Source organism: Anaerotignum propionicum DSM 1682, from assembly GCF_001561955.1.
Lineage (GTDB): Bacteria > Bacillota > Clostridia > Lachnospirales > Anaerotignaceae > Chakrabartyella > Chakrabartyella propionicum.
On record NZ_CP014223.1, the window covers coordinates 195,928 to 215,413 of the forward strand.

Here is a 19,486-nt window from a genome sequence, read left to right on the forward strand (position 1 = left end):
GGGTCTTTCTAAAAAAACCCCTTCATTATCGTAAAACATTACGCAAATAGCCCCAAGTTCATTGGGGTTGCTGTGATAATAAAGAGGAATCGCTTCTTCATTATTTGACAGCGGGATGCGGGGTTTGTACCGCAAGGAATAACCTTTTCGTTCTCGTGGCAACTCCCCGTCCACAAGACACTTAACGCACAAAGCCCTACTCTGTATTTGCACATGGTTTCCCATGCAGATTCATTGTAACATTCTTTATTTATTGGGTAAATAGGCTATTTTACAGAACAAAGGCACGGGTAAAGGAGTATTTTGAGTCAAAAGTACCCGCTAGCAATACTCTACCCATATCCATACCAAATTCTTTCGTTAATTTCATAAAAAGTCGGTCACTTTCCATAAAGCCCCCGTTGGAAAAGCAAAAGCACATGGCAAAAGCATCTTTTGGAATGTTACCAAAATCCTCCTCGGGAATGGCAATAATTTTTCGTCCATTTTCTTCCGAGAGCCTTTCTTTAAGCTCAGTGAGTTCAAAGTCCAAATGAAGAAAACCCTGTGAAGCGTAGTAAATGGCAGTGATAAAATCTGCCAGATCCATCTCAGCCCGAAAGGGAAGGGTATATTTCTGAGGGCGGGGGAAGTCTCCTACGGTGCAGACAAACCAAGGGGTTTCACCAGCGAGGAAGGATGCTGCATATAATTTTTTTGTCAGTATATTCGTTTCGTTTACCGCAAACACTAAAGTATTCCCAGTGATTTCCGAAACAAGAGGTAATTTTTTCTGTTTGAGTAAAGAAATCAAAGAATCGGATGCGCCGATAAGGCGAATGCCGTCTGTATGAAAACCGAGCATAGGATGCCCTCCTTTTTATTGTTTTGTATAATTACTATTGTAATATAGAGGAGCCAAAATGAAAAGATTGTTTTTATACAGGAAAAACGCTAAAAAAATGGAAAAATATTGACAGTCTATTTGGAAAATTGTTATAATTTAGGATAGCATTTTTATATAGTATGCGAAAGAAAAGGCGAAAGTCTTTAAAATGGAGGAAAGCATATGTTGGAGTTAAAGAACGTATCTTTTTCGGCAGATGGGAAAGAGATATTGAAAAATATCAATTTGGTGATTGAGGATGAAAAATTTGTTGTGATGACAGGACCAAATGGCGGTGGAAAATCCACATTGGCTAAGATAATTGCGGGGATTCAAAAGCCTGACAGCGGTCAAATTTTATTGGATGGACAAGATATTACGGATTGGAGCATTACAAAGCGGGCGAATTCCGGCATTAGCTTTGCCTTCCAACAGCCCGTTCGATTTAAAGGGGTTACGGTTAAGGATTTGATTACCCTTGCCAGTGGGAAAGATTTAAGCACTGCTGCAGCTTGCGAATACTTGTCTGAGGTTGGCCTTTGTGCGAAAGATTATATTGACCGTGAAATCAACGGAAGCCTTTCCGGTGGAGAGCTTAAGCGTATTGAAATTGCCACGGTTATGGCAAGAAAAACAAAGCTTACCTTGTTTGATGAACCGGAGGCGGGCATTGATTTATGGAGCTTTAAAAATTTAATTGATGTTTTTGAAAAAATGCATGGGGAAATTAAGGGGTCTATTTTAATCATTTCTCATCAGGAGCGTATTTTGGATATTGCTGATCAGGTTGTGGTAATCAGCGGCGGAGAAGTTTCCAAAGTGGGAACAAAAGATGAGGTTTTACCCGGATTGTTTGGTGTGGATTTGGGTTGCAAGTATTTTAAGGGGGTTTCATACCATGTTGAGTGACATTATCAAAAATTTACTCGCCGAGGTGGCAGGTATTCAAAATATTCCCACCGCTGGGGCCTTTAATATTCGTAACAATGGCAAGAGTGCGGGACGCAATTCTACGGATACCATTCAGATTATTCCCAAAGAGGATGGCTCAGGGATTGACATTATTGTAAAACCAGGTACAAAGAACGAAAGTGTGCATATTCCTGCTTTGGTGACTGAAACGGATTTGCATGATGTTGTTTACAATGATTTTCATATTGGCGAAGGTGCAGATGTGACCATTGTTGCAGGTTGTGGTATCCACAATTGCGGAAGCGGTATTTCTCAGCACGATGGAATTCATCGCTTTTTCGTAGGGAAAAATGCCAAAATGAAATATATTGAAAAGCATATTGGCGAAGGGGATGGCGATGGACAGAATATTATCAACCCCCAAACGCATATTATTGCAGAAGAAAACAGTTACGTGGAAATGGATACTGTACAGCTAAAAGGTGTAGATTCCACAAAACGTATTTCCAGTGCTAAGTTGGCAGAAGGAGCAACGGTTGTCATCAAAGAAAAGATTATGACCCACGGCTCTCAGTATGCGGAAACTTCTTTTGATGTTGACTTGGATGGTGCGGGGAGCAGTGCAAAGTTGATTTCCCGTTCTGTTGCCAGAGATAATTCTAGACAGCTGTTTCGTTCTAAATTAAGCGGAAACAATGCTTGCTATGGACACTCTGAATGTGATGCTATCATTATGGATCAAGGCATTGTTGCGGCAGAGCCCGAAATTATTGCAAACAATGTGGATGCATCTTTAATTCACGAGGCGGCTATCGGCAAAATTGCTGGGGAACAGTTGACAAAGCTTATGACCTTGGGATTGACGGAAAAAGAAGCGGAAGCTCAAATTATCAATGGGTTCTTAAAATAAAGCCTCTCAAAGGAGATGGGTATGTGAGCAATACAGCAAAAAAGGAAATTATCAGTTGGGTTAAAACAATCCTTTTGGCGGTAGTATTGGCCGGGGCGGTTAATACGCTGCTAATTGTGAATGCGCAAGTTCCAACAGGTTCTATGGAAACAACAATCATGACGGGGGATCGCATCTTGGCCCTTCGTACGTCTTATTGGTTTAACCAACCGGAAAGAGGGGATGTGGTTGTATTCCGCTATCCTGATGACCCTGAACAGAAAACGTTGTATGTGAAGCGCATCATCGGCATGGGTGGAGATGTGATAAAGGTAGAAAATGGAAATGTTTACGTTAACGGGGAGGCTTTGGATGAGCCTTATCTGGAAGTTGTTACCCAAGGAACTTTTGGGCCTTTCGAGGTGCCAGAAGGAAGCTTTTTTATGATGGGCGATAACAGGAACGACTCTTGGGATTCCCGTTTTTGGGATAATAAGTTTGTTGCACCTGATAAAATTTTAGGCAAGGTGGTTTTCCGTTACTACAAGGGCTTTAAATGGATTTCATAAGGGGAGGGCAATGGTATGAATAAGAAGGACAAGCTGGTTTTATCCTTTCTTGGCTTTTTGGTGATTGTAGCTTTTTTCGGCGGTCAGATGTGGAACAGTTACAAGGATTTCAGCAAAGAAAAATGGGTCAACTATGAAGGAAACAGCCGTCAAGCCATTGTGAAAGATTTTTTTGACCGAACCATTATTGACGGTATTTCTGAAGAAGAGCTGAAAAGCTATTTAGGAGAGCCTGATGATCGTAACGATGCTGAGATGATTTACTACTTGGGTACACCCAGAAGCTTCTTTGGTGACAAAGAAGGCCCAGAGGAGCAGCTCGTTTTTACCTTTCAGGACGGGAAAGCTATCGGGGTGACAAGAGTTCCCGTATCCGCCCAAGCATCAGAATAGGAGTGGTCTTTATGAAGTGTCCTTTTTGTCAAGAAGAGATGTCCCAAGGGCATTTGGAATCAGGTAGATATTTTACTTGGAAGGCGAAGGATGAACGAGGAAAGAAGCGGGAATATCTTTTAATGAAAAGCTATATGGGTGGAGCAAAACTTTCGGGAGAGATTTGCCCTTATTGCCGTAAACTGATTTTAGATATACCCGAAAGCCAAATATAAAAATCCGAAATGTAATTAATTTTGGGTTTTTTGAGGAACAATACATAATACAATGCTTATAAAATAAAGGAGGAAATGAATATGAAAGCGACAAAAGATATGACAATTGGTGAACTTTTAATGATGGATAGAAGTGTGGGTGCAGTTTTGATGGAAAACGGCATGCACTGTGTTGGCTGCCCTTCTGCTGCGGCAGAAACTTTGGAAGAGGCAAGCATGGTACATGGTATGGATATTGAAAAGCTTATGTCAGATATCAATGGCTATTTCGCATCAAAGGGCGAGTAAAACAAATAAACGATAAACAAAAGGGCTGTAATGGAGTTTTCCATTACAGCCTAATTTTATTCCTGAATTACAGCCTGAGCAGTATGCTGTTCCAATTGCTCTTCTAGGAAGGAGAAATCAACACCAGTCACTCGATCGGGCCAATTTTCTCTGGAAATTTTCAATTGCTCTGTGGCAATATCCCATTTGCCTTCTTGCATCAATTCAAAAATCTGTACAAAAGCGATTAAGCGGGGCAAATTTCCCCCCATAGGAAGGCTAAGGAATTTTTTCTTATATTTTTTAATAATATCCATTGCTTGGGCATTTTCACCAAGGTGTATCAAAATATAGGTATAATTTAAAAAATAGATGGAGTTGTTTGCTTTTTTCAATGCGCCGCCATGAATGGTTTTCATTTTTTCCAAGGCTGTTTTGAAATCCCCCTTTTCTATATAAGCAACGGAAATATTCATAGTTAGCATTGCCCGAATGTTGCTGGGGTTTTTGCCTTGCAAAAGTTTTTCGGTTTCCACAATATAAGCATCAGGGTCTGATTCGATGAGAGGCATTAAAGCATTTACCTTTTCAGCAAATTTTTTAAACCAATGGGCGTAAAAAGCAAGACCAACACCCATGATAAAAATAAACAGGTAAAATACAATTTGTGAGTTGGCTCCCAATGCACTCCCTGCACCCAAAAGAACTACCAATAATATTAATGCCGCTAAATAAAAGATTCTCATTCCTTTTCCTCCTTCGTGTAGACGCTGATTCTTTCTGTATGCACAACCAATGGTCAATTATTTCGTTGAATAGCATCAAAATGCCTCTATAGCGTGACTAAAAGGGCAATTCTTTTCTGACGAGCAGAAATTTATCCGCCATCTGCATCTTTCAAGAATCAGTGCATCCTTCGTTTTTATTGGAGCTCTTCCCATTGGGCAAAGAGCAATTCCAAATGTTCTTCAAGCTTCGTTTTTTCTTCAAAAATCTGCTGTGCTTTTGTATAATCTGTGCTGGCATTTGCCATAGCTTCGTCTGCTTTCACAATGGCGCTCTCGGTTTCTTCAATTTCTTGCTCTAAGCGGGAGATTTTAGCGGCAAGTTTTCTTTCTGCTGCTTGTTGTTCCTTTTGCTTCAACCAGTCTACCTTTGTTTCGCTGACTGCTACAGGGGAGATCGAGGAAGACATGCCGGCTTCCTTTGCCCGTTCTGCCTCATTTCGAGCCTGCTCTGCCTTTTTTTCCAAATAATAATCATAGTTGCCTGTATATTGCGTAACTCCATTTGGTGATAATTCCAAAATTTTCTCTGCTGTTTTGTTAATAAAATAACGGTCATGGGAAATGTAGACAACTGTTCCCTCATAGCAGTTTAAGGCGTTCTCCAAAACTTCCTTTGAAAACATGTCCAAATGGTTGGTAGGCTCATCCAACATAAGCAGATTAGCTTTGGAAAGCATAATTTTTGCTAGGGAGACACGCCCTTTCTCTCCGCCGCTTAAAGCAGAAATAGGCTTAAATACATCATCATTGGTAAAAACAAAGGCCGCCAGTACATTTCTGATTTGTCCTGCCGTTAGATTGGGGTAGGTATCAGAAATTTCTGCGAATATGGTTTTGGTTTCATCCAGCTTTTGTTGTTCCTGATCATAATAGCCCACATGAACATTGGTACCCAAGCGAATAATGCCGGAATCTGCGGTCACTTCCCGCAGAAGCATTTTAAATAAAGTAGATTTGCCTACACCATTAGGTCCGATGATTGCGGCTTTTTCTCCACGCTTGACATCAAACCCCACGGATTGGAATATTTTATTGCCCCCGTAAGACTTGGAAAGGTCTTCGGTATGAAGCACATCATTTCCGCTGATAATAAGGGGAGATAGAGTGAGGCGCATTTGGTCGGGCAGAGCCTCAGGCCTTGCTACACGCTCTATTTTTTCCAAGGTTTTCTCACGGCTTTCCGCACGTTTGATGGACTTCTCCCGATTAAAGGAGCGAAGGGTGCGAATCACATCTTCTTGATGTTTGATTTCCTTTTGCTGATTATCAAAGGCCTTCTGCTGAATTTCTCTGTTGATTTCCTTTTGCTGGGTATAAAAGCTATAGTTTCCGTTGTAGATATAGGATTTTTTATGTTCAATTTCCACAACCTTAGTCACAATTCTATCTAAGAAATAACGGTCGTGGGAAATAATCAATACGGCTCCGTCATAGCTTCTGAGGAAATCCTCCAACCATTCAATGGAAGCGATGTCCAAATGATTTGTAGGCTCGTCCAGAAGGAGAATATCGGGCTTGGAAAGCAAAAGCTTTCCAAGAAAAATGCGGGTTTTTTGACCGCCGGAAAGCTGAGAAAGAGGGCGGTTAAAATCAGCCTCTCCAAAACCTAGTCCTTTTAGTACACCTCGTAGACGACTTTGATAGCTATAACCGTCGTTTTGCTCAAAAAAATGTTGTAAACGAGAATATTCTTCCATCTTGTCGGACAATTCCTGTCCCACAAGAGTCCCCATTTTGTTTTCCATTTCACGAAGAAGCTTTTCTGTTTCCAAAATTTTTTCAAAAACCGATAGCATTTCTTCATAGATTGTCCGTGTGCTTTCGGTTTGCTGATTCTGTGCCATGTACCCCAGAGTAGCATCTTTTTTCATGTAATACTCTCCGCCGTCGGCGGACGTTTCTCCTGTCAGTACACGGAACAAAGTGGTTTTGCCTGCGCCGTTTACCCCTACAATTGCGGCTTTTTCCTTTTCTTCCAAATGGAAGGTAATTTTGTCTAAAACTACATCAATGCCATAGGCCTTGTGTAGATCTTTACATGCTAGTATCATAGTTCTGTCCTCCGTTTTTTCTGGGGATACAGGTATAATCATAACAGAAAAAGGCTGATAATAAAAGAGTTATTGTTGACAATAAAATAACATAAGTGCTATACTGATTCTAAGTTGACAAGAGAGGATTTGGATAAAATGGACAGTGAGAAGAGAATTTCGCCGGCGGTGATTAATCGGCTCCCAAGATATTACCGCTATCTGGGCGATCTTTTGGAGAGCGATATTACCAGAATATCGTCTAAGGAGCTGAGTGCAAAAATGAACATCACTGCATCTCAAATTCGCCAGGATTTAAATAATTTCGGTGGTTTTGGGCAGCAGGGCTACGGGTACAACGTAGAGTATCTGCACAATGAAATTAAGAAGATTCTCGGGTTGGACAGGTTATACAATATGATTGTGGTTGGTGGGGGAAATATTGGTCAGGCTTTGGTAAATTACACCAATTTTGAAAAACGTGGTTTTGTTATCAAAGCTGTGTTCGACATTAACCCACGTATCATCGGAATGACCATCCGTGGTGTAGAAGTTCATGATGTTGACAAAATGGAAGAATACATCAAGAACAATAGTATAGACGTTGCGATTCTTACTTTACCTCGTTCCAAGGCGGTTAAGGTTGCCAACGACTTGGCTAAATGGGGCGTAAAGGGCATGTGGAACTTCAGTCATGTGGATTTGCAGGTGCCTGAGGATGTTTTGGTTGAAAATGTGCATTTGACAGACAGCTTGATGACCTTGCTTTATAAAATAAACGAAATGTATAGCGAGGAAAGCGAACTGCATCATCTTGCCAATGGATTGCCCATTAAGCCGATTGTTGATTTGGAAGACTAAACATGAAAAGACTGCTCCCTAGCGGGCAGTTTTTGTTTTATATAAAAAGGATGAGTGAATTGGTTCATATTTTTGCTTTTATTTCATATGTATTTGTATCCTGTATTACACCAGGGCCTAATAATATCATGTGCATGAACAATGGTGCCAAATATGGTGTGAAAAAAAGCCTGCCTTTTTGTGCAGGGGTGGCAACGGGTTTTTCTTTGATTTTGATTTGCAGCATTTTATGTAATCTATTTTTGTTTCGCTATATTCCGAAAATAGTTCAAATCATGACGATTTTTGGTGCGGCTTACATACTTTATTTGGCGTGGGTGATATGGAGAGACAAGCCCAAGGCGGCAAAAGAAGGCGGACGCCAATTAGATACACGGGGGTTTTTCACAGCGGTGATGCTTCAGTTTGTGAATCCAAAGGGTTTGTTATTTGGAATAACCCTAATTTCTAATTTTGTTTTTCCTTATGACCAATCAATCAAAGCTTTTTTGGTTGTACTTGTGTTTAACTGGATAGTTGTTTTATTAAGCTGTGGTTGCTGGGTACTTTTTGGTTCTGTATTTCGTAGTTTTTTTGATAGAAATAAAAAGCTATTGAATGGTATTATGGCGTTGCTTTTGGTTTATTGCGCCGCATCTTTATTCCTGTAACATCAAAATTTTTGTTCTTTTCATGAGGGAGTCCGTTATAAAAATAAAATAAGAAGTATTGCAGTGAGGAGCTATGGGAATGATTTCGGAAACAAAAGAAAAAAGGAGCTATTTATTTACCAATAAAGATTTAAAAAGACTGATTGTGCCTATCATCATAGAGCAATTTTTGGCGATTCTGGTGGGACTATCCGATTCAATCATGGTGGCCAGCGTTGGTGAGCACGCCGTTTCCGGAGTTTCTTTGGTGGATAATATTTTTGTATTGGTCATTTTTTTATTTGGAGCCCTTGCCACGGGAGGGGCTGTAGTTGCAGGACAATTTCTTGGGCAAAATAATCGAGAAAAAGCCTGTCAGGCCACGGATCAGCTTGTGATTTTAACAGCGGTTTCCTCTATTCTGATTACAGTAGGAATATACCTTACAAGGAATTTGATTTTACATAATATTTTTGGTAAAATTCAGCCAAATGTAATGGAAAGTGCAAAAACATATTTGATGATTGTTACTGCGTCCATTCCCTTTATTGCTCTCTATAATGCAGGGGCGGGAATTTTTCGTGCCATGGGTAATTCAAGGGTTCCTATGTACCTTTCTGTTCTCATGAATACAATCAATGTTGGGGGAAACGCAGTTTTAATTTTTGGCTTTGGAATGGGTGTTATGGGAGCCGCTATTCCTACACTGGTTTCCCGTATTGTTGCTGCCCTGGGGATTATCCTTCTCTTACGAGGACAGGAACATACCCTTCACCTTTCCAGACCTTTTTCCTTTCGTCCAAACAAGGTATTGTTGAAAAAGATTGCCTTTATCGGGATTCCCAATGGCTTGGAAAATAGTATGTTTCAATTGGGAAAAATCTTGGTTCTGAGTATGATAACCTCTTTTGGTACGGCGGCCATTGCAGCAAATGCCGTTGGTAATATCATTGCTATGTTCCAAATTATGCCTGGGATGGCGGTAAGTATGGCACTTGTGACGGTATGTTCCCGCTGTGTTGGGGCGGGGGATTATGATATGGTAAGATATTATACTCGAAAGATTTTAAAGCTTATTCATATACTGATTTTTGTTTTCAATGCCATTATTTTGATTGCATTGCCGTGGATTTTGATACTGTATCATCTATCACCGGAGGCAACGAAAATGACAACGGAAATTGCATGGCTCCATGGCATTTGCGCCATTATCATATGGCCTGAGGCTTTTTCCCTTGCCAATACTCTCAGAGCTGCAAACGATGTAAAATTTTGTATGGTTTGGTCCGTTTTTTCTATGTGGATTTTCCGAATTGTATTCAGCTATATTTTAGGGGTATATTTCCAAATGGGGCTTTACGGCGTTTGGATTGCCATGATTATTGACTGGTGTGTAAGAGCCATATTCTTCATTGTCCGCTATCGTGGCACAAGATGGCAAATGCACTGTATTTAGATTGGAAACGGAACTTTAATCTATTTTTATCAATGAAACAGGGAGCTTCATGACTGAAAACCATGAAACTCCCTATTTTTAATAGAAACAAAGATATCCCAGCGGTTCTACGGAAGAGGTATTGCTTTGGTTAGACTTAAAATAAATTGCTTATTTCTTTTTCACGGGATAGCAAACCTCAGTTACCCACTGACTACTATCTGAGGTTTCATGAGGGCTGATGTGATAAATGGAGAAAGAGAGACCGTTAAATTCATAATCATTGTCTCTTACCCAATTTGCAACAGCCTCATTTACCTCGCTGATTTTTTCATAGCTACCTTGATAGGTGGCAGAAGCAATTAATTCGGGAGGAACGGTTTTAAATACAACGTGCTCTGTGTTGGGATACGTTCCTTTCACAGATTTTTGCACCTCCACATCCACATCGGATTCCTTATGCTCACCGTCATGAAAAATAGCCAGTGTATAACAGGGTTCTGTATCCTGAATTTGAAGGGGTGCGGTTTCCGCCATTAGGGTATGCCAAAGCATTCCTTCTTGGTCATAGGCGGGGATAATTTGTCTAACGCTTGCCACATATCTTTCGGGCATTTCTTTTAATGATACACTATAAGTCATAGCTGATTCATCCTTTCTGAGTTTGGCTATGGTTGTTTCCAAAAGAACCAATCGGCGGCGAATATCCTCAGCCTCCTCCATGACCTCTGCTTTTTTCACAGCCAGCAATTGGGCAAAGGCCTGGGCATTATCAAAGTTTTCGACGATTTCCTTAATAACTGCTAAAGAAAACCCCATTTGTTTCAAAGAAGTAATTCTTTCTGCAATAGGGAGTTGCGCCTCACTGTAATAGCGGTAACCGCTTTCGGAGTCAATGGTTTTTGGTTCCAATAGTCCTATTTCGTCATAATGGCGCAGCATTCGTATGCTGATTCTTGATAGTTTTGAAAACACACCAATTTTAAGCATTTTATCACCTCACGCGGGTTATTTTTGAGCTCAGATTCAGTATAAGGTATCACATAATGTGAGAGTCAATAGGTATTTTTTAAAAAAATTCCCTTTGGTGATTGATACAGACCAAAGGGATAGGTATTATTTTGTTTTGCCAAGGTATGCTTCCTTGATTTCATCATTTGCCAAAAGCTCAGCACCGGTTCCTTCCTTGGTTATGTTACCTGTTTCAATAACATAAGCCTTGTGGGCGATTTTTAAAGCCATGTTTGCGTTCTGCTCTATTAATAAAACAGTAATGCCCTCTTGATTGATTGTCTGAATGATATTAAAAATATCTCTTACCACCAAAGGTGCCAAGCCCAATGAGGGTTCATCCATCATAATCACCTTCGGTTTACTCATTAGCGCCCGTCCCACTGCCAGCATTTGCTGTTCACCACCGGAAAGGGTGCCTGCCATTTGCCATTCTCGCTCCCTTAAGCGGGGGAATAGGCTGAAAACATATTCTAAATCGTCTTTTAGATTGTCTTTGCGCAAATAAGCCCCTATTTTTAGGTTTTCCATTACAGTGAGGTTAGGAAACACTCTACGTCCCTCAGGAACAAGGGTGATACCTTGAGAGACTATAAAGTCAGGAGACTGCCCTACAATTTCCTTTCCTTTATAGAGAATAGAAGCTTGCTTCGGCTTCACCAAGCCGGAAATGGACTTTAGTGTAGTGGATTTTCCCGCACCGTTGGCACCAATTAAGGTTACGATTTCTCCTTCCGGCACAGTCATATGAATGCCTTTTACAGCCTCAATGCCTCCGTAGGAGACCACTAAGTTTTTGATTTCCAATATATTACTCATCTTCAGCCACCCCCAAATAAGCATCAATAACCCTTTGATTATTCTGAATTTCATTGGGTGTGCCATCTGCAATCATTTTACCAAAATCGATTACATAGATACGATCGGAAATATCCATTACCAGATTCATATGGTGCTCAATCATAAAAACCGTAAGATGAAATTGATCTCTGATTTTTTTGATAAAGGCAGTTAATTCGTCAGTCTCTTGGGGATTCAGCCCTGCGGCAGGCTCATCCAATAAAAGCAGAGACGGTTTGGTTGCCAAAGCACGGGCAATTTCCAAATGACGTTGTTTCCCATAGGGGAGGGAGCTGGATTTTTCGTCCTTTAGGTCATATAAGTCCAGAATGCGCAAAAGCTCCAGAGAATCCTCCTTCATCTTCTTTTCTTCCTTCCAATTTAGGAGGAAGGTATCAGCAAAAACATTGGCCTTCATGCGCATATGCTTTGCAATCAATACATTTTCCAAAACGGTGAGCTCTTTGAACAAACGGATGTTTTGAAAGGTACGGGCGATGCCCAAATTTGTAATTTTATCAGGGGTTGGTTCCAATACTTTTTTGTATTTTCCCTTATTTATCCCTGCATACATTTTTTCCATTTTACCTTTGGGGTAGTTGGAGATGATAAGCTTATTTTCAAAGTCTACACTGCCATTGGTTGGTGCATAAACACCGGTGATAACATTAAAGGCTGTTGTTTTTCCGGCGCCGTTTGGGCCGATGAGAGAAACAATTTCTCCCTTATGTACCTCTAGGGATAGGTTATTTACTGCCACAACACCACCAAATTGCATGGTAACATCTTGTACGGAAAGAACTTTTTCACTCACAGCCCTCACCTCCTACCTTTTTCTTTTTATCCAGTCGATTTAATATAAAATCCCAATTGAATTCTTTCATTCCCATGATGCCACGGCGGAAGAACAACACGACAAGCATTAAAATGACAGAAAAAACCACCATACGGAAGCCGTTTTTTAGCAGAGGAACCTTAAAGCTACCGATAAAGGTCTCCATATCTAAGAAACGCAGCCACCACTCCCTTGCGGCAATAACCAAAAGAGAAGAAATGATACTGCCCGTAACGGACCCCATACCGCCAATTACAACAATCAGCAGAATGTTATAGGTTAACGTAATATTAAAAGTTGTTGAGGTGATTGCCCCCAGATACATACCCATTAACGCACCGCCAACCCCTGCAAAAAAGGAGCTAATGATAAAGGAAAGCTGTTTATGCTTTGCAAGGTTAATGCCCATTGCCTCAGCGGCAATTTCGTCCTCTCGGATAGCTTTGAAGGAGCGCCCGTAGGAGGAACGAATGAGTAAGCAAACAACGAGAATGCAAATTCCTACAACGATAAATGGAAAATAAAAGTTAGGGAACTTGGGAATCAGCTTTAGTCCTAAGGAGCCGTTGGTGACACGATTCATCGGGGAACTACCTACAATAATACGAACGATTTCTGCAAATCCTAATGTTGCAATGGCGAAATAATCGCTTTTTAAGCGGAGTACAGGAGCACCGATGATTGCCGCTAGGATCGCCGCCACAAGGCCTGCCAAAACTAGTCCTGCCCAAATGGGCACTTGAAGATTGGAAAGCCAATCGGCAACGCCGTAAAGATAGTATACCCCTGGGCGACTTTTAGCGGGAATAGTAAAGATGGCAAAGGTATATGCGCCAACTGCCATAAAGCCTGCCTGCCCAAGGGAAAATAAACCGGTAAAACCGTTTAATAAATTCATAGAAACTGCCACAAGGGCATAGATTGCGCCTAATTGCAATACAGTGCGAAGCATGAAGGTAGGCTTAGTAAAATGATTTACATAATACAAAACACCTGCACAGATCAAAAGGGCAATCACGGAAAAAAGGATTTTCAATTGGGTTTTCTTTTTTTCTGTCATGTTTTACACCTTCTCAGTTATTTTTTCGCCAAACAAACCTGTTGGCTTAATTAGTAAAATGACGATGAGTAAAATAAACGTAAATACATCGCTAAATTCAGAATAGCCTGCCGCCTTAATAAAGGTTTCTGAAAGGCCGATGATAAACCCGCCCAAAACTGCACCGGGAATAGAGCCGATGCCCCCGAATACTGCCGCAATAAAGCATTTTAAGCCCGGTAGTGAGCCGGCAAGGGGGTATACAGAGGGGCGGGGAGTAAAATAAAGGATAGAACCAAGTGCTGCCAAAAAACAGCCAATGACAAAGGTGATGCTAATGACACGGTTAATTTTAATGCCCATAAGCTGAGAGGTTTCAAAATCCTTAGAAACGGCTCTCATGGCCATACCGATTTTTGTATGATTGATTAACTGCATTAGAATAAATACAAATCCCAGCGTTAATATTGGTGTGATAAAAGTTACCACCGAGGTAGAAATTCCACCAATGGAAATGGTCTTTGTCAAAAAGCCAATGGTTGGATAGGGCTTTGGCAAAGCTGAGAATAAATAAGTAGCCACGTTTTGCAAGAAGTAGGAAACACCGATAGCTGAAATCATAATAGACATACGGGGTGCGCTTCTTAAAGGCTTGTAAGCCAATTTTTCGATACATACGCCAAGAGCTACCGTTGCAGAAATCACCACAATAATTGCCAAATACCAGGGCAAAGCGAAATTTACCATGGAAAAAATCATAAAATAAGCCGCCATCATGAAAATATCCCCATGGGCGAAGTTAATTAAGCGTAAAATGCCATATACCATGGTATAGCCAATGGCAATGAGGGCATAAATACCGCCGATGGAAATACCTGTTAAACAATATTGTAAAAATGCATTTGCTGTCATGGTTAAAACCTCCAGACAAAGATAATTGATTGTGCGGCTTGAAAAGGTTTAAAAAGGGAAGGTATCCATTAGGATTAGCCCTTGGTTTCCTTTGCAAACCTTAGCAAGCCGTTTGGAAAGAAAAATTGCCGGGAGGCGAACTTCCTCCCGGCGAACTGTTATAAAATTGTTGAGAGAACAATCTCTTACAATTATTATTCAGCAGACTGTGTTTTTAAGAAGTTAAACTTGCCATCTTTAATCTGTTTGATGTAAGCTACATTCTTTACAGCGTCGCCGTTTTCATCAAAGGAGATTGCACCGGTTACGCCGTTGAAGGATACTGCTTTTAATGCATCACGCAAAGCAACGGAATTTAATGCTTCAGCGCCATCTAATGCCTTCAGCGCTTCGTAGATGGACATATATGCATCATAGCCCAAAGCGGAAACAGCAGCAACACCGTCGGAACCACCGTTTAATGTGAGGTTCTGAGGATCGCCGTTCAAGTAAGCCTTGAAGCCTTCAACAAATTCTTTTGCAACAGGATTAGATTCATCATGCTCGTCAAAGAATGTGGAGAGAGCAACCCCTTCTGCGGCAGAGCCAGCAGCAGTGATGATGGTTTCATTTTCCCATGTATCGCTGGCAATAATCTGTGCCTTAATGCCGTTTGCCTGTGCCTGTGGCAGAAGCAGAGTCGCAGTAGCGATAGAGGAAGGCGCAAAGATACAATCAGGGTTTGCACCTTTAATTGTTGTCAGGATTGCATTAAAATCAGACTCATTTGTCTGATAGGTTTCATCTGCAACAATGGTGCCGCCCATGCCTTCAAATGCTTGCTTAAAGAATGCCGCAAGGCCTGTGGAATAGTCATCGCCGTTCTGGCTTACAAGAGCTGCGGTTTTGTAACCCTTCTCAATTGCATAAGAAGCCATTACGGTACCTTGGAAAGGATCTAAGAAGCAGGTACGGAAATAGAAATCGTTACCCAAGGTTACCTGAGGGTTTGTACAGGATGCACCTATTGCAGGAACTTGTGCATCAGCAAAGGTTTGTCCTGCGGCAATGGAAACGCCGGAGCCGTAAGAGCCCAGCACTGCAACAACGCCGGAGCTGATTAAGGACTGCGCTGCTGTAACCGCCGCTGTTTTATCGGACTGGTTATCAACCTCTACTAATTGAATTTTGTATGTAGTGCCATTAATGTCAACGGTAGGATTTACTTTGTTTGCATAACGCATACCCAGTACTTCCTGCATGCCACCACCGCCATTTTCTCCGGTTGTAGGCTCGAAAACACCGATTTTGATTGTGTCGCCTTCAATTGCAACACCCGTTGCTGCGGCGTTATCTTTTGCAGCATCATCACCGGTTGTGCCGCCACCACAAGCTGCCAAGGACAGCATCAGTGCAGCTGACAAAGTCAAAGCAAGGAACTTTTTCATAATACGACTACCTCCCTAAGTTTTTTTGCCCGTGGAGGGCAAAGGTGTATTTTTGTCGATGCGTGTCCGCATCAAATGGACATATGCGTTTTGCATCGCTGTCCTGAGTGTACCACAATTTACGTTCTTAGGCAATATTTACAAGATTTTTTTCAAGAAAATAAATAGGTTTGCTGTGTTTTACACATATATTATTAATTTATTGACAGCGGTAGAAAAACAGAAGGTTTTCTATTATAATAAAAGGTAATCTCCTCAATGATTGAGGGATTTACAGAATAGGAGGAGAAAAAATGAGTAAAGCCGACAAAATTTTTATCAAAAATTGCAAGGAAATCCTTGAAAATGGGTTTTCTACTGAAAAAGAAAAGGTGCGTCCCCATTGGGAAGACGGTACCCCTGCATATACCATAAAAACCTTTGGGGTTGTGAATCGTTATGATCTTTCTGAAGAGTTCCCTCTTTTGACACTAAGAGCGACAAATTGGAAAGCAGCCATCGATGAAATTCTTTGGATTTGGCAGAAAAAATCTAACAATATCAATGATTTAAACAGTAAAATTTGGGATTCTTGGGCGGATGAAAATGGTTCTATTGGTAAAGCTTACGGTTATCAGCTTGGGGTTCCCTATACCTTCAAGCATGGCACCATGGATCAGGTAGATAATGTGCTATGGCAGTTGAAAAATACTCCTTATTCTCGCCGAATCATGACGAATATTTATAACTTTGGGGATTTGATGGAAATGGGGCTGGAGCCTTGTGCTTACAGCATGACCTTTAACGTGGTGGGAGACAAGCTCAACGCAATACTTAACCAGCGTTCTCAGGATACCCTTGCGGCAAACAACTGGAATGTGGTGCAATATTCTGCTCTATTGATGATGTTTGCTCAGGTAAGCGGATTAAAGGCAGGAGAGCTGGTTCATGTAATCAGTGATATGCATATTTATGACAGGCATGTGCCTATGATTCAAGATTTAATGGAAAGAGAGCAGTATCCTGCTCCAAAGGTGCGATTGAATCCAGAGATAAAGAACTTTTATGATTTTACAGTGGCAGATTTTATCGTAGAGGATTATCAGCATGGAAAGCCCATAGGAAAAGTGCCTGTGGCAATATGATAGGAGTGAGGGTATGAATGTAATCGTAGCGGTAGATGAGCAATGGGGCATCGGCAAGGATGGGGATTTGTTGTGCCGTATTTCGGGGGACATGAAGCGGTTTCGTGCCATAACCTCTGGGAATGTATTGATTTTGGGAAGAAAGACCTTAGAGTCTTTCCCCAATAAAAAACCCTTGCCCAATCGGGAACATATTGTTTTGACTAATAATTTAGAATATCAGGCGGAGGGTGTTACCCTTTGCCATAGCATAGCGGAGATACCCAGCGTTTTGGAGTCATTTAAAGAAAAAGAAATTTTTGTTGCAGGTGGAGAAAGTATTTATGAACAGCTTTTGCCTTTTTGCCAGAAGGCGTATGTGACGAAAATTCATGCAGCCTTTCCTGCAGATACCCGTTTTCCCAATTTGGATGCTATGCCTGAATGGGAGATTGTTGAGGAAGAAGAGCAAGAAGAAAACGGTGTGAAATTTACGTTTGTTTTGTATCAGAGAAAGAAATAATAAATATCACAAGTGAGGGTGTCGACAAAGTCGACACCCTTTTATAAAAAGGTTCTTTTTGTACACCTTTTTATTTGTACTGTCAAGATTGATAAAGTGAGTTAATGCACGATGCAATTATAAATCAAATTTTTGAAAATATAAAGTTTGGGTCAAGCCTTTACAAAGGCTTGCGGGGTTCGGGGCTAAGTCTCGAGAACTTGTTTCTAAGATTGCAAGGTTCAGGGCAGAGTCCCGAGAACTTGACCTTACATAAACTCCCTTGCTTTTTCCAGTAAGATATTTTTTTGGTTTCTCTCAGGATTTTGATGCACAAAGTCCAAAAGTAGAGATAAAAGCTTGCCTAGCTCCTTTCCCTTGGGTACACCAATTTCCATGAGCATTTGTCCATCCACAGCCAATTCCTTTAACGTAAGGCAGTCTCCGTCTGCTATAATTTTATCCAGACATTGTGCCGTCTGCAAAGAGGGTGCTGTAGGACGCAAAATTTCTTGCAATATAATAAGCTGACTCACCGCTTCAAGCCCCAGCTTACTGATAAGTCCTCTTAAAGGATACCCTAGGGTGGGTAGGGCCTGATTGATATTTTCAAGAAGTATGCAGATTCTTTTTAAACTATCATTGTCAAACTTGAGTTTTTTTAAAAAAGCCTTTGCCTCTTGGGGGGAATAGTCTTGTAAAACTATAGTCCAACGCAAAACAGACTCCTTTGGAGCTTTTTTGAGATCCTCTAAAAGGCCATGCTCTCGTTGCATCAGGCGGTTTGCAAGCTGTTCATCAATTTCAGTTAAGAGACCGCTTTGCCAAAGTAGGGGCATCTTATCTTCATGGTGGCATAGCCATAGTTTGTCCATTTCGTCATGAATCCGTTCTACGCTGATTTTTTTGATCAATTCTCTGTTCTCGCAAAGGGCCTGATAGGTTTCCTCTTCTACATCAAAACCCAATTGTGCTGCAAACCTTACACAGCGAAGCATGCGCAAAGCATCCTCTTGAAACCGCAAAGCAGGCGCTCCTACGCCTCGAATGGTTTTTGACTGAATATCCTCCATGCCGTGAAAAAAGTCCAGATAGCCCTCTTCTGGGTGGTAAGCAATGGCATTCATAGTGAAGTCTCGCCGTAATAAATCCTCCTGCAAATTATTCGTGAAGGTTACACCACTGGGATGACGACAATCCTCATATTCTCCCTCTATGCGATAGGTGGTTACCTCATAATTGGTATGATTTAAAACAACGGTTATGGTACCATGCTGAATACCGGTGTCAAAGGTATGGGAAAACAGTTTTTTCGTTTCCTCAGGCTTTGCTGAGGTGGTAATATCCCAATCCTTAGGTTGGGTGTGTAAAATGGTATCTCTGACACAACCTCCAACAATGTAAGCTTGGTGGCCTGCTTGATTCAACGTTTTTATGATATATAAAACATCCTGGGGCAATGCAACTGAAAACATAAACAGTCTCCCTTCAAAAAGTCTGAAAAGTGTATTTAAAAAATCCCGTTAAGAGATTAAATTCTAGCATTTGGAATACTTAATATGCTTTCATAGTATACCATAAAAATCTAAAATACAAAGAAAAAGCCTTCGCAGATTTTTTTAGATTGCCGAAAAATACCGAAAATTAGAGTTAATTGATAGCTTTAAATAATATATGAAAAAAATAAAAAATTTTTTGACAGAAATCGTTGACAAACGGTACAAGTAGTGATAATATATTTTTTGCAGTCAACAAATACGCGCCCTTAGCTCAGTTGGTAGAGCAACTGACTCTTAATCAGTGGGTCCAGAGTTCGAGTCTCTGAGGGCGCATATCGAAGCAGAGTGGCTTAGAGTAATTCTAGGTCGTTCTGCTTTTCTTTTTTGCATTGAAACACTCCCGATTTGGGAGTTTTTCTTTTTTTTACGGATATTTCTGTTTGTTTCCCCATAGAATGGTACAGA

General features: G+C 40.9%; 21 protein-coding genes, 1 tRNA gene and 1 riboswitch. Of the genes, 12 read left to right on the forward strand and 10 right to left on the reverse strand.

Annotation, left to right across the window (positions count from 1 at the left end; translation table 11 throughout):
- Positions 1 to 106 precede the first annotated feature (106 nt).
- Positions 107 to 206: riboswitch (THF riboswitch) on the reverse strand.
- A gap of 65 nt (positions 207 to 271) precedes the next feature.
- Positions 272 to 844 (reverse strand): hypothetical protein, encoded by a 573-nt coding sequence (locus CPRO_RS00875; protein ID WP_066046785.1) that lies wholly within the window; start codon positions 842 to 844, stop codon positions 272 to 274.
- A 204-nt stretch (positions 845 to 1,048) separates the two neighbouring features.
- Between CPRO_RS00875 and CPRO_RS00880 the strand changes: the two genes are divergently transcribed.
- From CPRO_RS00880 to CPRO_RS00905, 6 genes are all read left to right on the forward strand, one after another.
- Complete coding sequence (locus tag CPRO_RS00880; protein ID WP_066046787.1) at positions 1,049 to 1,774, forward strand: ABC transporter ATP-binding protein; 726 nt, start codon at positions 1,049 to 1,051, stop codon at positions 1,772 to 1,774.
- Positions 1,764 to 2,687 carry a SufB/SufD family protein gene (locus tag CPRO_RS00885; RefSeq protein WP_066046789.1) on the forward strand — a complete coding sequence of 308 codons (924 nt, stop codon included), beginning with the start codon at positions 1,764 to 1,766 and terminating at the stop codon, positions 2,685 to 2,687. The genes CPRO_RS00880 and CPRO_RS00885 overlap by 11 nt, the downstream gene beginning before the upstream one ends.
- 23 nt (positions 2,688 to 2,710) lie before the next feature.
- On the forward strand, positions 2,711 to 3,235 hold the full coding sequence (gene lepB / locus CPRO_RS00890) for a signal peptidase I (protein WP_236782366.1): 525 nt from the start codon (positions 2,711 to 2,713) through the stop codon (positions 3,233 to 3,235).
- A 15-nt stretch (positions 3,236 to 3,250) separates the two neighbouring features.
- Positions 3,251 to 3,628 carry a hypothetical protein gene (locus tag CPRO_RS00895; protein WP_066046792.1) on the forward strand — a complete coding sequence of 126 codons (378 nt, stop codon included), beginning with the start codon at positions 3,251 to 3,253 and terminating at the stop codon, positions 3,626 to 3,628.
- Between the two features lie 11 nt (positions 3,629 to 3,639).
- Entirely contained in the window at positions 3,640 to 3,843 is a 204-nt protein-coding gene (locus CPRO_RS00900; RefSeq protein ID WP_066046794.1) for a PF20097 family protein, read from the forward strand.
- 75 nt (positions 3,844 to 3,918) lie between these two features.
- Positions 3,919 to 4,131 carry a DUF1858 domain-containing protein gene (locus CPRO_RS00905; RefSeq protein WP_072743355.1) on the forward strand — a complete coding sequence of 71 codons (213 nt, stop codon included), beginning with the start codon at positions 3,919 to 3,921 and terminating at the stop codon, positions 4,129 to 4,131.
- Positions 4,132 to 4,187: 56 nt separating this feature from the next.
- On the opposite strand, the gene CPRO_RS00910 is transcribed toward CPRO_RS00905, so the two are convergent.
- The gene (locus CPRO_RS00910) at positions 4,188 to 4,856 is read right to left on the reverse strand and encodes a hypothetical protein (RefSeq protein ID WP_066046798.1); all 669 of its coding nucleotides are present in this window, start codon (positions 4,854 to 4,856) and stop codon (positions 4,188 to 4,190) included.
- 176 nt (positions 4,857 to 5,032) lie between these two features.
- A complete protein-coding gene (locus CPRO_RS00915) occupies positions 5,033 to 6,949 on the reverse strand; it encodes an ABC-F family ATP-binding cassette domain-containing protein (protein ID WP_066046800.1) in 1,917 nt (638 codons plus the stop codon).
- Positions 6,950 to 7,087: 138 nt separating this feature from the next.
- Between CPRO_RS00915 and CPRO_RS00920 the strand changes: the two genes are divergently transcribed.
- The 3 genes from CPRO_RS00920 to CPRO_RS00930 all read left to right on the forward strand — a co-directional run bounded on the left by CPRO_RS00920 (position 7,088) and on the right by CPRO_RS00930 (position 9,874).
- A complete protein-coding gene (locus CPRO_RS00920; RefSeq protein ID WP_066046802.1) occupies positions 7,088 to 7,789 on the forward strand; it encodes a redox-sensing transcriptional repressor Rex in 702 nt (233 codons plus the stop codon).
- A 2-nt stretch (positions 7,790 to 7,791) separates the two neighbouring features.
- Entirely contained in the window at positions 7,792 to 8,439 is a 648-nt protein-coding gene (locus tag CPRO_RS00925; RefSeq protein WP_082754173.1) for a LysE family translocator, read from the forward strand.
- 79 nt (positions 8,440 to 8,518) lie between these two features.
- Positions 8,519 to 9,874 (forward strand): MATE family efflux transporter, encoded by a 1,356-nt coding sequence (locus CPRO_RS00930; protein ID WP_066046804.1) that lies wholly within the window; start codon positions 8,519 to 8,521, stop codon positions 9,872 to 9,874.
- 150 nt (positions 9,875 to 10,024) lie between these two features.
- Here the strand turns inward: CPRO_RS00930 and CPRO_RS00935 are convergent, their stop codons facing one another.
- The 6 genes from CPRO_RS00935 to CPRO_RS00960 all read right to left on the reverse strand — a co-directional run bounded on the left by CPRO_RS00935 (position 10,025) and on the right by CPRO_RS00960 (position 15,917).
- A complete protein-coding gene (locus tag CPRO_RS00935) occupies positions 10,025 to 10,843 on the reverse strand; it encodes a MerR family transcriptional regulator (RefSeq protein ID WP_066046806.1) in 819 nt (272 codons plus the stop codon).
- A 126-nt stretch (positions 10,844 to 10,969) separates the two neighbouring features.
- Entirely contained in the window at positions 10,970 to 11,674 is a 705-nt protein-coding gene (locus tag CPRO_RS00940) for an ABC transporter ATP-binding protein (protein ID WP_066053571.1), read from the reverse strand.
- A gap of 1 nt (position 11,675) precedes the next feature.
- Complete coding sequence (locus CPRO_RS00945) at positions 11,676 to 12,482, reverse strand: ABC transporter ATP-binding protein (protein WP_082754388.1); 807 nt, start codon at positions 12,480 to 12,482, stop codon at positions 11,676 to 11,678.
- Between the two features lie 28 nt (positions 12,483 to 12,510).
- Positions 12,511 to 13,599, reverse strand: coding sequence for a branched-chain amino acid ABC transporter permease (locus tag CPRO_RS00950; protein WP_066046810.1), 1,089 nt, complete (start codon positions 13,597 to 13,599; stop codon positions 12,511 to 12,513).
- Positions 13,600 to 13,602: 3 nt separating this feature from the next.
- Complete coding sequence (locus CPRO_RS00955; RefSeq protein ID WP_066046813.1) at positions 13,603 to 14,490, reverse strand: branched-chain amino acid ABC transporter permease; 888 nt, start codon at positions 14,488 to 14,490, stop codon at positions 13,603 to 13,605.
- 194 nt (positions 14,491 to 14,684) lie between these two features.
- Entirely contained in the window at positions 14,685 to 15,917 is a 1,233-nt protein-coding gene (locus CPRO_RS00960) for an ABC transporter substrate-binding protein (RefSeq protein ID WP_066046815.1), read from the reverse strand.
- 293 nt (positions 15,918 to 16,210) lie between these two features.
- Between CPRO_RS00960 and thyA the strand changes: the two genes are divergently transcribed.
- Positions 16,211 to 17,041, forward strand: coding sequence for a thymidylate synthase (gene thyA / locus CPRO_RS00970; RefSeq protein ID WP_066046819.1), 831 nt, complete (start codon positions 16,211 to 16,213; stop codon positions 17,039 to 17,041).
- A 13-nt stretch (positions 17,042 to 17,054) separates the two neighbouring features.
- Positions 17,055 to 17,543, forward strand: coding sequence for a dihydrofolate reductase (locus CPRO_RS00975; RefSeq protein WP_066046821.1), 489 nt, complete (start codon positions 17,055 to 17,057; stop codon positions 17,541 to 17,543).
- Positions 17,544 to 17,791: 248 nt separating this feature from the next.
- Here CPRO_RS00975 and CPRO_RS00980 read toward each other — a convergent pair whose 3' ends face one another.
- On the reverse strand, positions 17,792 to 18,997 hold the full coding sequence (locus tag CPRO_RS00980; RefSeq protein ID WP_066046823.1) for a CCA tRNA nucleotidyltransferase: 1,206 nt from the start codon (positions 18,995 to 18,997) through the stop codon (positions 17,792 to 17,794).
- 284 nt (positions 18,998 to 19,281) lie between these two features.
- Here CPRO_RS00980 and CPRO_RS00985 point away from each other — a divergent pair.
- A tRNA-Lys gene (locus CPRO_RS00985) sits at positions 19,282 to 19,354 on the forward strand.
- Positions 19,355 to 19,486: the final 132 nt, after the last annotated feature.

Coding starts and splice junctions, on each gene's coding strand:
- CPRO_RS00960 (WP_066046815.1), bottom strand. CDS start 15,917: ATGAAAAAGTTCCTTGCTTTGACTTTGTCAGCTGCACTGATGCTGTCC.
- CPRO_RS00915 (WP_066046800.1), bottom strand. CDS start 6,949: ATGATACTAGCATGTAAAGATCTACACAAGGCCTATGGCATTGATGTA.
- thyA (WP_066046819.1), top strand. CDS start 16,211: ATGAGTAAAGCCGACAAAATTTTTATCAAAAATTGCAAGGAAATCCTT.
- CPRO_RS00905 (WP_072743355.1), top strand. CDS start 3,919: ATGAATATGAAAGCGACAAAAGATATGACAATTGGTGAACTTTTAATG.
- CPRO_RS00930 (WP_066046804.1), top strand. CDS start 8,519: ATGATTTCGGAAACAAAAGAAAAAAGGAGCTATTTATTTACCAATAAA.
- CPRO_RS00880 (WP_066046787.1), top strand. CDS start 1,049: ATGTTGGAGTTAAAGAACGTATCTTTTTCGGCAGATGGGAAAGAGATA.
- CPRO_RS00920 (WP_066046802.1), top strand. CDS start 7,088: ATGGACAGTGAGAAGAGAATTTCGCCGGCGGTGATTAATCGGCTCCCA.
- CPRO_RS00950 (WP_066046810.1), bottom strand. CDS start 13,599: ATGACAGAAAAAAAGAAAACCCAATTGAAAATCCTTTTTTCCGTGATT.
- CPRO_RS00955 (WP_066046813.1), bottom strand. CDS start 14,490: ATGACAGCAAATGCATTTTTACAATATTGTTTAACAGGTATTTCCATC.
- CPRO_RS00925 (WP_082754173.1), top strand. CDS start 7,792: ATGAAAAGACTGCTCCCTAGCGGGCAGTTTTTGTTTTATATAAAAAGG.
- CPRO_RS00945 (WP_082754388.1), bottom strand. CDS start 12,482: ATGCAATTTGGTGGTGTTGTGGCAGTAAATAACCTATCCCTAGAGGTA.
- CPRO_RS00975 (WP_066046821.1), top strand. CDS start 17,055: ATGAATGTAATCGTAGCGGTAGATGAGCAATGGGGCATCGGCAAGGAT.
- CPRO_RS00900 (WP_066046794.1), top strand. CDS start 3,640: ATGAAGTGTCCTTTTTGTCAAGAAGAGATGTCCCAAGGGCATTTGGAA.
- CPRO_RS00875 (WP_066046785.1), bottom strand. CDS start 844: ATGCTCGGTTTTCATACAGACGGCATTCGCCTTATCGGCGCATCCGAT.
- CPRO_RS00895 (WP_066046792.1), top strand. CDS start 3,251: ATGAATAAGAAGGACAAGCTGGTTTTATCCTTTCTTGGCTTTTTGGTG.
- CPRO_RS00980 (WP_066046823.1), bottom strand. CDS start 18,997: ATGTTTTCAGTTGCATTGCCCCAGGATGTTTTATATATCATAAAAACG.
- CPRO_RS00910 (WP_066046798.1), bottom strand. CDS start 4,856: ATGAGAATCTTTTATTTAGCGGCATTAATATTATTGGTAGTTCTTTTG.
- CPRO_RS00935 (WP_066046806.1), bottom strand. CDS start 10,843: ATGCTTAAAATTGGTGTGTTTTCAAAACTATCAAGAATCAGCATACGA.
- CPRO_RS00885 (WP_066046789.1), top strand. CDS start 1,764: ATGTTGAGTGACATTATCAAAAATTTACTCGCCGAGGTGGCAGGTATT.